Origin of the sequence: Mariniflexile fucanivorans, from assembly GCF_004341235.1 — a bacterium.
Taxonomy (GTDB): Bacteria; Bacteroidota; Bacteroidia; order Flavobacteriales; family Flavobacteriaceae; genus Mariniflexile; species Mariniflexile fucanivorans.
Map to the genome: position 1 here is coordinate 75926 of NZ_SLUP01000011.1, position 14765 is coordinate 90690.

Sequence of the window (14765 nt, forward strand, 5' to 3'; positions counted from 1 at the left end):
ACTAAACATGAGTACAGCACTAATTAACACCATAAAAAATAGCTTCTTTTCCAAGTTTCAAAAAGAGCCTATCCTGATATTTTCTCCTGGACGTATCAATATTATTGGAGAACATACCGATTACAACGATGGCTTTGTATTTCCTGCTGCAGTAGATAAAGGCATTGTTGCTGGTATCCAAAAAAGCGATACCAATACATCCATTGCTTATGCTGCTGATAAAGATGAAAGTATCGAATTTTCACTTGATAAACTTAAACCTCTAGCACAGGGTAGCTGGCAAAATTATATCCTCGGAGTGGTTGCCGAAATTCAAAATAGAAGTAAAACTTTGGGGAATTTTAATATTGCTTTTGGTGGCGATATTCCTGGGGGTGCGGGCATGTCATCATCGGCTGCTTTAGAAAACAGTGTGGTTTTTGGTTTAAATGAATTGTTTGATTTAGGATTGACCAAACACGAAATGATTTTAATTTCGCAAAAAGCCGAACATAATTACGTTGGTGTAAAATGTGGCATCATGGACCAATACGCCAGCATGTTTGGTATTGAGAACCATGCATTGTTACTGGATTGTAGAACGGTAAAATCGAAACCTTTTGAAATTGACTTTAAAGACCATGAACTCATTTTAATAAATACCAATGTGAAGCACAGCTTATCTGATAGTGCCTATAACGATAGACGCTCGGTATGCGAATCGGTTGCAGAAATGCTGAACGTAAAAGCTTTAAGAGACGCTACGGAATTTGATCTGGAATCCATAAAAGATAGAATTACACCGGAAAACTATCAAAAAGTATTGTACGTCATTCAAGAAAACGAGCGTGCTGTTCGTGCTTCAAAAGCAATGCAAGAAGATGATTTGGAAACACTAGGAGAACTTATTTATGCCTCGCACAACGGGTTGCAAAACCAATATAAGGTGAGTTGCGATGAATTGGATTTTTTAGTGGAACAAGCCAAATTGAACGGTCATGTTTTAGGTGCTAGAATGATGGGGGGTGGTTTTGGTGGCTGTACCATTAATTTGATAGAAAAAGCAGAAACTGAATCTTTTAAAATGTTTGTTTCTGAAGCTTATAAAAATGAATTCAACAAAGAGTGTTCCATTTACGATGTTAAACTTTCTGATGGTACACATCTAATTAAATAATTAAGATTTTTTAAAACAACATGAATACGGATTTACAAGATTACTCGCATAAAAGATATAATATTTTAACAGGCGAATGGGTTTTGGTATCGCCACATCGTGCCAAACGCCCTTGGCAAGGGCAAAACGAAGCAGTTTCAAATGAAGTAAGACCCAAACACGATCCAAGTTGCTATTTATGTGCTGGAAACACCCGAATTAATGGTGAAATAAATCCTAATTATGAAGATGTATTTGTATTCACCAACGATTTTGCTGCTTTACAAACCGATTCTAAAAATTTTCAAGTTGAAGATGGTTTACTATTGGCGCAAAGCGAACAAGGCATCTGTAAAGTGATTTGTTTTAGTCCAGACCACTCCAAAAGTTTGGCGGACATGCAACCTTCTGAAATTGAAAAAGTAGTTTTTGCATGTCAACGGGAATACAAAGAACTTGCGGAAAACGAATTGATCAATTACGTTCAGATATTTGAAAATAAAGGTGCCGTTATGGGCTGTAGCAATCCGCATCCACACGGTCAAATTTGGAGCCAAACGAGTCTTCCTAATGAAGTTGACAAGAAAGACAAACACCAATTGGCATATTATAATAAAAACAAAAGCAGTCTTTTAGGCGATTATATTAAACAGGAATTATCAAAAAACGAACGTATTATTTTTGAAAATGAGGCATTTGTAGTGCTCGTGCCTTTTTGGGCTGTGTGGCCTTTTGAAGCTATGATTGTTCCCAAAAGACATCAATCCAACATTCTTGAATTGAAAGATAACGAATCGCTGCTTTTTGCTGAAGCTATTTCGGTATTGACCAAAGTTTATGATAGGTTATTCAACACCTCATTCCCCTACTCTAGTGGAATACACCAAGCACCAACCAATGGAAAAGATAACAGCCATTGGCATTGGCACATGAGTTTTTATCCGCCTTTGTTAAGAAGCGCCAGTGTTAAGAAGTTTATGGTAGGTTATGAAATGTTTGGTTCACCACAACGTGATATAACCGCAGAAATTGCTTGTAATAAATTGAAAGAGCTTATTTGATTTTACTCATAATTATAGATTTTAAAAACTTAGTTTACAATAATTTTTTTGGTAAAATAGTTAAATCCGGATTTTATTTTAACTATATATACACCAACGGAAAGATTGCTAATATTTATGCTAGAACCTAAATTGGATACTTTTTTAATTTGCTGCCCCATGGTGTTATAAATAGTTAATTCTATCTTACTGTTTTTCATTTCATTTGAATAGACGAAGTTTAAAACACCATCCTTTACTACTGTTGGATAAATTAAAATTGTAGAATCGATTGAATTATCACCAACTGATAGTTGTTCTCCTTGTTCGTAAACTTCCTGGGTATAAGCTACTGGCGAAATGTGATCGCGGTACATAACACCCGAAGTACTTAATGTTACCGGAGTGCGCACAGACATTAAAGAATATACTGCATTGTCTGGTTGCCAAGTAAATACGGCGTAACGCTCTATAAAATCCGTATCATCTAACTTATTGATGTACGATTCCAAACCATCGCTTGCGTCTTCATTGGTAGTGGGCTTGTTAGACACCCAAGTAGCGCCATAATTGAATTCTTTAATCCAAATGGGACGTTGCCATTTATCATAAATTGCTTTTAACCAATTGTAAAAACCCTCTGGTGTTGTTTTTTTATAATAATGTACTACCATATAATCAACACGTAAGCCATTTGCTTCAGCTTTTGTCATGAACTCATCGCGCCAAGCAGCTCCAACGGCTCCATCTGTATTTGCAGGAGAACCCAAACGCAACCCCGAGGCTAATAATTCTTCGTATTTTTCGATAGCTTTATCAACTGTCATATTGGATTGATCCTCATTATCGGGTTCGTTAAAAGCCATGTAATGCGTAATGTCCATTCGCTCACCCAAACTTACTGCCTTAGCTATAGAACCGCCACCCCATTGGTTTGGCACAAACTCTGCATCTCCAATGCTTTCTCCTGTTGTTCCCCAATTGTAATACCACGAATTATCAAGGGCTGCAACCACATCGTCCCCTTTAGCGCCTAAGCCTTTTTTCTTGATATTTCTCCAAGGTGAAATGCGAATGAAGGATACTTTTTGTTGCAAATTTGCTGGAAGATTAATACTTAAATCAGCATCGGCAGCCACATAAACTTTACTGGCGCCGGTTCCATTTATATGTTCAGCAAAAGTGGCCATATATCCTTTTTCCAATGTAAACGAAACTGCCCAATCATCATTTTCGCCTAAAGTACCGTTATAGTAACCACAATAAATTTCTTTTTCTTCTCCAGAAAAATTATAACCCGAATAAATTTTTAGCACCGGATCATTCACTATAGCGGCATCAAATACAGCTTTTGCTGATTGAAAATCGGAAAGTGCTTGAGTCATTGCTGTAGAAGTGGTAGCACAATCCGCAAGCACAACATTAGCATCATTAATTGCTAATTGAAAAGCATCTATTGCGGATTGCGGATATTGCCCGTAGCTATCGCCTACTGTAACGGAAGCTAACGATGTTTGTCCAGCATTCACACCATTTAATAGTTCCAAACGATTCTCTGAGGCTAAATAATGAAATGTTATCAAAAAAGAATCGTCCTTCATTATTGTACATATAGTTTAATTGAATATCTATTTTGGCAACATCTAATGCAGTTTCTAAAAAAGGAATCTCTGCTGCCATGAGTGTTCCGTTATTATAAAAATCAACTTTTTGAGTGGTAAAATTTACATTTGCCGAAAGGGAATAAAGTGTATTAGTCGTATACGTTGAAGGTATTAAAGCACCTGTATAGCCACTTGGAATACCTGCATCCATGGTACTCGCATATTGTATATTTGTATTGCTAGATAAAGCAAATGTAAAACTTGCTAAATATTTTCCTGTTGAAGAAATTAAACTCATATTACAATTCACATAATTTCGGGTACTAGACATATCGAAAGCATATGAAAAATTATCTGTTACCGAACTGAATGTGCGATAAACGGCTGGTTTATCTGTAGAATAATCCAATTTAAGTTGACCATTGTCTACTGTTACCTGTCCTGAAGTATTGTACTCTGTCCATTCGCTAGGAATAGCTCCAGCTGTATCAAAAGTATCATTTACGATACTACCGCACGCAGAAGTTTGTGCAAAGCTATTTAAGGCTAGAAATAAAACTGATAGAAATAGTAGTGTTCTTTTCATTTTTTTGGTTTTAACAGTTTAATACTTCAAAACTATAAAATTTCAAAACTTTATAATTCTCATTTAAGCTGTACAAATGTTGCAATACACAAAAAAGAGGGCAATTAAGGCATGTATTTTAATTGATATAGATTCTTCCTTTACCAAACAAACCTTTCTATTTCTATATGGGAAGTGAATTTATTGCTTTAAGTTTTCAAAAACCACCATCAATTCTTTTAATTTTTGAGGATTTTCTTTGGCTAAATTGTGTTTTTGACCAACATCTATTTTTAGATTATACAGTTTATATTCTAACGAGTTCCCTGTTTCGTTTCCTACGTTTTTGTTTATAACTTCCCCTTTATAAGGCGGAATCATAATCCAATCGCCGCTGCGTAAAGCAGTATGAGAATTTGCTTCTATAATTAAATTATCGCGTCCTTTATTTGATTCACCTAGAAACGTATTCATTAAGTTTTCACTGTCTGTCGATTTTTCATCACGATTAACAAGATTACCCAAAGATGCTAATAAATCTATTTGACATACTATCGCATCCGACACATTCGGTGTAATTCGTCCTTTCCAATATGTGATAAAGGGTACCCGAGTTCCTGCTTCAAAAAGGCTGTATTTACCACCACGCAATCCGCCTTTAGGATCGTGTTTTCCTAATTTTTCAACAGCCTCATCAAAATAACCATCGTTTAGCACAGGACCATTATCACTCGAAAACACAATCAGTGTATTTTCTAACAAGCCTTCTTCTTTTAAGGTTTTCATAAATTCACCAATGCACCAATCGGCTTCTAAAATTACATCGCCTCTTGGTCCCATGCCAGATTTACCAACAAAACGAGGATGTGGCGTTCTTGGTACGTGTGGTTGTTGCATGGCATAGTAAAGAAAAAATGGATTCCTCTTGTGATTTTTCACATAGTCTTGCGCTTTTTTCAGGAAATGATCGGCCATATCTACATCACTCCATTTTGCATCATTTCCACCTTTCATATATCCAATTCTCGGGATACCGTTTACAATACTATTGTTATGCCCATGGTGCCATTTCATGGTTAACATTTCCGGATTGGATATGGCTGTAGGTTCTCCTTCAAAATTCTTTTTATAATCAACTTCTATGGGGTCGTTCTTGTCTAAACCAACAACATGTCCGTTTTCGATATACACAGTTGGTACACGATCTTGTGTTGCCGCCAAAATATAAGACTCGTCAAAACCAACTTCATTTGGACTTGGTTTTATCGTTTCATTCCAGTTTACATTTCCGGAGCCCAAACCTAAATGCCATTTGCCTATAATAGCCGTTTGGTAACCTGCTTTAGATAGTAATTTGGGTAAGGTTTGTTGCTCGGTATCTATTAACAAAGGCGCATCACCCGGTAAAATTTTAGCATTTTTGTTTCGCCATGGGTATACACCAGTAAGCAAAGCATAACGACTTGGTGTACATGTAGCAGAAGTTGCATAACCACTTGTGAATCTAACACCGCCATCCGCCAGAGCATCTATGTTTGGGGTATTAATTTCTGTTGCACCATAACAGCTTAAATCGCCATATCCTAAATCATCAAGATATATTACAACAATATTTGGTTGCTGTTTCATATCTAAAGGAGGTTTTACTTCTAATTTTGAACTAATCTTACAACTAAAAAAAATCATTGTTGCTACAATTAATAAACTTGAGTTAAGCCATTTAGTTCTCATCATTTTTTTTATATAAATTAATTCTTTTAATAATGAAGTTGTAACAAAAAATTGATTCTTTTAAGTGCTTTTGAAACTACTTAATTTTTCAATTTTAAACTGCCAAAAACCTTAATCTGTTTGAATGTTCCTATTTGGTAACTTACTAAAAAGACTTTTTCCATTGGTGTTTATAAATGCTTTAATAGCATACTTTGACTTTTTTGCTAATTCTGAATGAGGAATAAAAACCTCGAACGTATTATTATTAGTCGATAAATTTCTTCCTAAAACCAATTGCTCTTCTACGGTTAAATACGAAATATTCTCAATTTTAACTCCATAAGAATAATCGCCATCAAGCAAAATATTTTTGAATTTAACCTTTAGCAGGTATCCATTATCTTGCTTTTCAATATCTGTAATGTCTATTGAATATTTTGATTCCACATCAAATAAGGTGGCTGTGTTAGGATAAAAATTGCTTTCGCCTGCAGTAGTTTCTGCTTTTACAGTATAATAATAGGTTTTGTTTTCAGGAGTTATATCTTCATAGAATGATGTTTTAACACCAGATGCTATTTTTGTATATTTATGAAGTTCTTCTCCTCTGTAAACATTATATGTTGTTTCAGGAAGTATTGAATCTTGCTCAATCCATTTGATGGATACGCTCCCGTCTAAATTTCTTATTGCTGAAACATTCCGAGGGCTTAGTGGCACTTTATTTGAAAGTATAAGTGTTTCAGGTTTTGAAAACTCACTTAATCCCAATCCATTATACGCAGCTACTGAAAATTGATACGGAATATCAAATTTCAAACCATCAACCCTAAATCCGTAAACGTTATTGGTTTCAACAACCATAACTTCATTGGTTTTAGCATTAACATACTTAAGTTTGTATCCATTTGCGCTGGATACACTTTTCCAAAAAATGGTAGCCGTTTGGTCTCGTCTGGAGCTTTTGAAAATTTTTGGTATTTCTGGTATACCGTAATTTGTAACCACCATGTTTGAAAACTCACTAACACCTTGCTTGTTTTTAGCTTTTATTTGAACAAAATATGCTTTTCCTAAGGATAAATCTTCCAGAGTAACAGTGTTTTTTAAACCATCTGCAATCGATATTTTTTTAGATAGGTTTTTTGAATCTTCACCATAAAAAATATCATAGCTATCCACATAACTAATTTTTCCCCATGTTACCTTAATTCCTGAATTTGTCACTTCAGTTTTGTATATAGCAGGATTTAAAGGCTTCGTTGGCTCTTTAGACTTCCATTTAGCGATAGAAACACTGTAAGGTGGAATATTAATTTTTCCGTTTTTGAATTCGGTTTCTTGAATATTAGTATTTTGAACTTCTAAACTTTTAGCCGTTATATATTTTACTTGAATATCATTATTCAACACCTTTCCATTTACCTTTATTTTAAAGTCTTTGGTTTCTTGACTTCGATTTGTAAACACCAAATAATCATAGCCATTAATTCCTTTGTAAGCTTGCGTATAAAACCCAATTTCATCAGTATCCTTTAGTCCAGAAACTTTAAACCCATTAGTGACATTAGTTTTAAATATAAAGTTGGAATGATTGGTGACGTCATGAAAAATTTCATAAGCTTTTCCTTCAAGTGTTCTGTTTATTCCCGTAAAAATACTATCGGTTAAAAGCTTTTCTCCTTTATCATAAGCTTCTTCAATCTCTTTATTTATATTTTTTTGAGGTGCATATTTACTACTAACTTCATGGGCTCCCACATACCATGTATTGGTATGCTGTAGTTGGCGCATTACATATTCTATATTATATATACTAGAGTAAATACCATTTAAAGGTGCATTCCAAACTCCGAATTCGGTAATAACCATCGGCACATCTTTCCAGCTATAATCTTCAATTTCTTGCATAGCCACAACTGAAGTTGCTTCTAAAAGTTTAGTGTTTGCTCTTTTATAAGCTGCTTCAATCGTTTCCTTTTTTCCTGTATGTGGTGCATATGAATGTTTCGAAAACACGTTCCAATAGGCTCCCTGTTCTGTCTGGTACTTATTAATTTCTTTCATAAAACCCCAAATACCATCCCATGTATTATTTAATGCTAAAAAGGCATCTGGAAACACTTCTTTAATAGCATCGGCATGTGGCTTCATTTTCGCAGCATAATCGTAGCCATTATTCCACCAATAACGCTCTCTGTGCGGTACATAAAAATAAGGTTCGTTGCAAAATTGCCATGTTGCAACTTCTATATTATTATTTTTACAAAACCTAGCCAATTCACGGGTCATTTCTGGAGTTTCTGTAAAACCATTTATGGTAATTATTAATTTACCATTAATTTCCCCTAAGAGTTGATAAAGGTCATAAATGCGATGTGGCCCCTTAACGTCTGTAAATCTATATCCTTTAAGGTATTCTTTTGGATGATCGAACATCATCGCATAATCTATATCGTATTGCCCAGTAGCACTGCTAAAGGCATCGCCCATGGTGCCCGAAAAATAACGTAGCCACCCAGGTTTTAATTCGTGAACGGCTTGCCTAAAATCTGGATGTAAGTAACTCCAGCCTTTATCTGCTATACGCACATTAAAGCCACTTGCTCCCACTTTAATTTCATGTCCTTTATTAGTATTTATGTTTATAACGCCCTCTTCTTGTTGTGCAGAACACAAGAAAAAAACACAAATAAAAAAAAATGTAGATAGTTTTTTTAAATTCATGACCAAAAATCAATCAACATTTAAAAAAGTTTCTTGACTAAATGTAAATACATCTGAAGGTGTTCTAGCCTCTTTTAAAATAGCTTCCATTTTTGAAACTATTTCGGGATGTTGAGCTGCCACATTATTTTTTTCTCCTATATCTTTAGTTAAATCGTAAAGTTCCAATGGAGCTTTAGGGTTTTTAAGCACATTATATTTTACAGCCTTCCAGTCGCCCATTCTTACGGCCTGGCGACCTCCTTTTTCGTGAAATTCCCAATACAAGTACTCATGCTCTTTTTGATTTTTTGAGTCTCCTAAAATCTCAGGCAGAAATGAAATACCATCTATGTTTTTTGGTTTATCTACCTCAATAATATCGGCAAAAGTTGGAAAAACGTCCCAAAATGCAGAAATATGATCAGATTTACTGCCCTCTTTTACTTTTCCAGGCCATTTTACAATCATAGGCACACGAATACCTCCTTCATATAAATCACGTTTTGTTCCTTTTAGAGGACCATTGCTATCGAAATATTTAGGGTCTGCCCCTCCTTCAGTATGAGGTCCGTTATCAGATGTGAAAATGATAATCGTATTATCAGCTATTCCAAGTTCATCTACTTTCTTCATGATCTCCCCTACTTGTTGGTCTAATAAATCAATCATGGCCACAAAAGCCGCGTGCGATTCATCTTGAGATTTATAAGCTCCATTGTTTAATTCAGCCGGAAAATTAGATCCTATAAATTTTTTTTCAGGCAAAAACTTATTTCTATATTTTTTCATAAGTTCTTCTGGAGCAGCCAATTCGGCATGAGGAATTATAGAAGCTACATAGGCGAAAAATGGTTTGTCTTTATTTTGTTCTATAAATTCTAAGGTTTTATCGTGTATAACACTTGGCGCATATACAGCATTGGCAAAATTTTTATTTTCTTTTATTACAATAGAATCCTTATTGGACCATAAATGGTCTGGATAATATTTATGCCCTAAACGCTGACAATTATATCCAAAAAAAGTATCAAAACCTTGATTTATTGGGTCTCCTTCAGATCCAGGAAAACCGAGCCCCCATTTACCGAAAGCCCCTGTAACATAACCTGCCTTTTTCATGGCCTCAGCCATCGTATAAGTAGCATCTGGTATTGGGTATTGCCCTTCTGGTTGTATCTCCTTATTGCCCCTTACAACAGTATGACCCGTATGCATACCTGTAAGTAATGCAGATCGCGATGGTGCACAAACAGTACTCCCAGAATAATGTTGCGTAAACAACATCCCTTGCGTAGCAAGCTTATCAATATTAGGCGTTGAAAATTTTTGCTGCCCATAAGAACTTAAATCCCCATAACCTAAATCATCAGCCAGAATGTAAATAATATTAGGCTTGCTAACACGGTTTACGTTTTCTATAGATGACATAATAGATTTGTCTTTATCTTGGGGATTCAAATTTGAAGAATTGCACGACAAGCACAACATTGCGAATAACAACGCAAAAATATTTACAGGAATTTTCATCATTATAAAAATATCTAAATTAAAGATGGAATTAAAATTTACAACCCATCAAAAGTTTCAAGTTATATAAATATCACTTATTTATAATGTTCAAATATATCTACTACATATATATTATAATTCTCAATTGACACCTAAAAATGTTGCACAATCCATAAAAAACACTAAATATTCAAAATGCAACATTTTTACTCCTAACTATCAACATATTTTATCCTTGAAATTTATGTCTAACCAAAAAAAAATCGTGAACTTGCTATAAAATCATTTTGAGAAAAAAATTATATACTTTTCCTCAACACACAAAATGTAAAAAATAGATGGTTACTTATATTTTATCAAAAAAATCAATAAATATATTAAAATGTAGTTTTATTTTCTTCTTTACATTTAATGCTTTTTTATGCGTATCTCAGTCCAATAAACTATTTTTTAATGAATTGAATATACAAGGTGCTCCTTTTAACCAAAAAGTGAATGTTTTATTCGAAGATAGTACTGGGTTTTTATGGATTGGAACTAATACCGGATTGTATCGTTATGATGGAAACAACTTAATTCAATACCAAAATGACGTTTTTAACTCTTTTTCTATTCCCAATAACAATATAAACTCCATTATTGAAGATAATAACCAAAATTTATGGATTGGTAGCGAAAGCTTTTTAGTTTACTATAATAGAAAACAAAATAAATTTAAAGGGTTTTATAAAAATATTACTTCTACGGTATTGTATAAAACATCTGATGGTAAAATAATAGCCAATCCAAAAAACACAGGACTGGTAACAATAACACCTGATAAAGACTTTGACAAAACAAAGTTAGACTCTCATTTTAACTATCAAAACAATCCCAATTTATTAAAATTCAATAAGCAAATAAGTGCTTTTGTTGAAGACACTTTTAAACGTTATTGGATAGGGACAGATAAAGGTATTTATTTATTGGATAGTAACGGAAAGTACATTCAAACAAATTTCAATAGTGAGATTATTGCCATGAAAAATGTGACCGATAATTCCATAATTGTTTTAACAAAAAAGAATCTTTATCTATTAGGTTATAATAAAACAAACCATAACCTCGAAATATTGGAATCCTATGTAGGTATTATGGACTCATTTGAAAAAGGGAGTTCATTAAGTTCTATAAGTTTAAGCCCTTATAACAAAAATTTATGGATAGGCACCACAAATGGTTTAGTTAAAGCCGTTAGAAACAACAATAAATATCAATTTAATTATTATTCAAAAGAATTTACAAACTCAAATTTAATAAATGACCAAGTTAATTCAACAACCTACGATTCGTATGGTAATCTATGGATTGGTTCTGCAAAGGGCATTAACAAATTACTTGGTAGAACATCACTATTCAACTTTTACAATTTAAGCATGTCTACCAAGCTTAAAAATTTAAACACACAAAATATTTTGTTTAATTCTGAAAACAACATACTAATAGGAACTAACAAAGGTATTTACAAATACAACCCTAAAACAAACGTATGTAATGAGATTAAAACTAATTTTCCGACAGAAGTCAATAACATAGGTAAAATAGTTGGAAACTTCAACAACTCCGAACTTTTACTAAGCAGTAATAATATCTTATTTGAAACTATAGATTACAATCCAGAATCAACAAATTTTAAATTAAAAAAATTAAAAACGTTTAGGAAACGAATAACAGATATAGCCATTATCAACCAAAATGAAAGCTGGATTGGCTTGTGGGATGGGGGCATTGGTATTGTTAATAATGTAGCTCCCCTTTCTGAATTCAAAAAAGAGATTATAAAAAAACTTTCAAACAACCACACTTCGGCCTTTTTAGTAACCACCGATAATATGCTTTGGATTGGCACACGTGGAGAGGGGCTTTTTAAAGTAGATTTTAACAATGAAACATTAGAAGAATATTTACCTAATAAAGACGGGCTATCATCAAATGCTATTTTAAGCTTGCACGAAGATAGTAACAAAACAATATGGATTGGAACACGAGGCGGAGGCTTGAACTATTACATTGAAGATCACAATAGTTTTAAAAATTTCAACAAAACAAGTGGTCTAGCTCCTAATACAGTGGCTGCGATTGAAGAAGACTCTAATGGTAATTTATGGATGAGTACACAAGAAGGCCTAACACGATTAGATGTACTTACAGAAAAATTTATTCCTTTTGGTATAGAGGATGGCATTAAAGAGGTGTACTTTACATTTAACTCAAGCTCTTCCAATAAAAACAAAAAGAAGTTATACTTTGGAAATACCGATGGTTTTTACACCGTGTTTGTAGATAAATTTTTGCCTAAAGAAAAAGTACCAGCAACCGTTATAACTAGTTTTACAAGACTTGGCGATTCTAAAAGTAAAGCGTCTCACCCAGAATTTAATGCATCCAGTAGTATAGATATTAATTCTGAAGAACCAACGGTTTTAACTTATGACCAAAATAATATTGTAATAAATTTTTCCTCGCTAGATTTAACCACCCCAAATAAAAATGAATATGCCTATATGTTAGAGGGGCTAAATGATTATTGGGTTTATACCACAGCATCCAACAGAAATGCAAACTACAACGACCTTCCACCTGGTACCTACACTTTTAAAGTAAAAAGCGCTAACAGTGACGGGGTGTGGAACGAGAACCCAACGCTACTCCATTTTAAAATCACACCACCATTTTGGAAAAGCAATTTGGCTTATTTTATTTATGGTTTACTTGCTGTTATAATACTATACATATGCTATCTATTAATCAAAAGATGGTATAAACTTAAAAAGAACCTAGTTAAGGAAACCATAAGTAGAGAAAAGGACAACGAACATAACAGAATGAAGATGGTTTTCTTTACCGATATTTCACATGAACTACGCACCCCACTATCCCTAATACTTGGAACCATTGAAAAAGTAGTTAAAGAAAAAGAATTCATGCTTAGCGCCCATACTGCCCAACGTATATACAACAATACGCTACGTATGCACCGTCTTATAAATCAAATAATGGATATACGAAAATTTGATGTGGGGAAATTCAATTTAAGCATATCAAAAAATGACATAGTTAAAGATGTGAACATTATAAAAGATAGCTTTAATGATTTTGCCAGAATTTATGGCATAACATACGTGTTTATTTCCAAAGAAGAAAAGATTAAAGGTTGGTATGATGTAGATATATTAGAAAAAACGCTCTTTAACCTCCTGTCAAATGCTTTCAAATACACCAAAGAAAAAGGAGCCATTAGCGTTAGCCTAGAGATTGCTGGAAAAGAAGATTCAATATTCAAAACTTTAGAATCAGAAAAAAACACCTACATAAAATGTTCGGTTAAAGATAATGGTATGGGCATTCCAGAAAAAGACTTGCAATATATTTTTGACCGTTACTATCAGGCTACAAAATCTTATAGCAACCAAGTTCCTGGTACTGGCATTGGCATGGAATTAGTACATAAACTTATTAAAAGACACCATGGTGAAATTGTGGTAGAAAGCAAAGAAAACGTTTATACAGAATTCACTTTTTACCTTCCTATAAACAAAGATAGATACTGTAAAAATGAACGAATTAAAACGGGGATGCCTTTAAAAAGAAATTTTATACAAAACTCTGAATTTCAAATTATTGAAGAAGTATCAACCGAATTCGAAGAAAAAAAGAATTCAAACAAAAACCCAAAACCCAAAATTTTAATTGTTGAAGATAATGATGACTTAAGGCGCATGGTTAAAGAGGAACTAAAACCGGATTTTTACATCCTAGAAGCCCCGAATGGAAAAGAAGGCTATGAAATTATTTTAAACGAAAAACCATTACTCATTATAAGCGATATATTAATGCCCGTTGAAGATGGTATATCCATGCTAAAACGAATAAAAGCAAATAAGGAAATTTGCAATATCCCTATATTTATGCTAACCGCCAAAAACTCTGAAGAAACCAAAATTGAGTGTTTAAGCTTAGGTGCCGATGATTATATTGAAAAGCCCTTTAGTATGGAATTTGTTAAATGGAAAGTTAAAAACGCCTTAGTAACAAGAAATGAACTTAAAGAAAAATACAGCAAAGTAATTACCCCCGAGCCTTCTTTGATTGAGACAGACTCCAATGATGAAAAATTCATAAAAAAACTCATTACAATTATAGAAAACTCTATGAACAATAACTTGCTAAGTGTTGAATATCTGGCTTCTGAGGCTGGAATGAGTCGAGCAAATCTTTACAGAAAACTTCAAACGATTGCTAACGACACTCCTGTTAATTTTATAAAAACCATAAAACTTAAACGCGCAACACAATTACTTAAAAAAAATGATTTATACATTTCTGAAATCGCTTATATGACCGGGTTTAATAACCAAAAATATTTTGGAAAATGTTTTCATAAAGAATACAAAATGAGCCCCACAGAATATATAAAAAAATACGCCGACAAAAAAAACTGATTCAATAAA

The 14765-nt window shown here is 33.6% G+C and carries 8 protein-coding genes; 3 read left to right on the forward strand and 5 right to left on the reverse strand.

What is annotated here, in order from left to right:
• Positions 1 to 7 precede the first annotated feature (7 nt).
• Positions 8 to 1156: a galactokinase gene (galK, locus tag EV196_RS18645; RefSeq protein WP_132219300.1), complete on the forward strand. Its 1149-nt coding sequence runs from the start codon at positions 8 to 10 to the stop codon at positions 1154 to 1156.
• A 20-nt stretch (positions 1157 to 1176) separates the two neighbouring features.
• The gene (locus EV196_RS18650) at positions 1177 to 2196 is read left to right on the forward strand and encodes a UDP-glucose--hexose-1-phosphate uridylyltransferase (RefSeq protein WP_132219301.1); all 1020 of its coding nucleotides are present in this window, start codon (positions 1177 to 1179) and stop codon (positions 2194 to 2196) included.
• Between the two features lie 29 nt (positions 2197 to 2225).
• Here the strand turns inward: EV196_RS18650 and EV196_RS18655 are convergent, their stop codons facing one another.
• The 5 genes from EV196_RS18655 to EV196_RS18675 all read right to left on the reverse strand — a co-directional run bounded on the left by EV196_RS18655 (position 2226) and on the right by EV196_RS18675 (position 10194).
• The gene (locus tag EV196_RS18655) at positions 2226 to 3776 is read right to left on the reverse strand and encodes a glycosyl hydrolase (protein ID WP_132219302.1); all 1551 of its coding nucleotides are present in this window, start codon (positions 3774 to 3776) and stop codon (positions 2226 to 2228) included.
• Positions 3658 to 4365: a hypothetical protein gene (locus EV196_RS18660; RefSeq protein WP_132219303.1), complete on the reverse strand. Its 708-nt coding sequence runs from the start codon at positions 4363 to 4365 to the stop codon at positions 3658 to 3660. The genes EV196_RS18655 and EV196_RS18660 overlap by 119 nt, the downstream gene beginning before the upstream one ends.
• A gap of 180 nt (positions 4366 to 4545) precedes the next feature.
• On the reverse strand, positions 4546 to 6075 hold the full coding sequence (locus tag EV196_RS18665; protein WP_394343254.1) for a sulfatase family protein: 1530 nt from the start codon (positions 6073 to 6075) through the stop codon (positions 4546 to 4548).
• Between the two features lie 111 nt (positions 6076 to 6186).
• On the reverse strand, positions 6187 to 8784 hold the full coding sequence (locus tag EV196_RS18670) for a fibronectin type III domain-containing protein (RefSeq protein WP_132219305.1): 2598 nt from the start codon (positions 8782 to 8784) through the stop codon (positions 6187 to 6189).
• 9 nt (positions 8785 to 8793) lie between these two features.
• Positions 8794 to 10194: an arylsulfatase gene (locus EV196_RS18675; protein WP_243652287.1), complete on the reverse strand. Its 1401-nt coding sequence runs from the start codon at positions 10192 to 10194 to the stop codon at positions 8794 to 8796.
• 539 nt (positions 10195 to 10733) lie between these two features.
• Between EV196_RS18675 and EV196_RS18680 the strand changes: the two genes are divergently transcribed.
• Positions 10734 to 14756 (forward strand): hybrid sensor histidine kinase/response regulator transcription factor, encoded by a 4023-nt coding sequence (locus EV196_RS18680; RefSeq protein ID WP_207902876.1) that lies wholly within the window; start codon positions 10734 to 10736, stop codon positions 14754 to 14756.
• Positions 14757 to 14765: the final 9 nt, after the last annotated feature.

Excerpts from the sequence above, each read along its gene's own strand:
- EV196_RS18670 (WP_132219305.1), bottom strand. The coding sequence starts at position 8,784 with ATGAATTTAAAAAAACTATCTACATTTTTTTTTATTTGTGTTTTTTTC.
- galK (WP_132219300.1), top strand. The coding sequence starts at position 8 with ATGAGTACAGCACTAATTAACACCATAAAAAATAGCTTCTTTTCCAAG.
- EV196_RS18655 (WP_132219302.1), bottom strand. The coding sequence starts at position 3,776 with ATGAAGGACGATTCTTTTTTGATAACATTTCATTATTTAGCCTCAGAG.
- EV196_RS18675 (WP_243652287.1), bottom strand. The coding sequence starts at position 10,194 with ATGTCATCTATAGAAAACGTAAACCGTGTTAGCAAGCCTAATATTATT.
- EV196_RS18665 (WP_394343254.1), bottom strand. The coding sequence starts at position 6,075 with ATGAGAACTAAATGGCTTAACTCAAGTTTATTAATTGTAGCAACAATG.
- EV196_RS18650 (WP_132219301.1), top strand. The coding sequence starts at position 1,177 with ATGAATACGGATTTACAAGATTACTCGCATAAAAGATATAATATTTTA.
- EV196_RS18660 (WP_132219303.1), bottom strand. The coding sequence starts at position 4,365 with ATGAAAAGAACACTACTATTTCTATCAGTTTTATTTCTAGCCTTAAAT.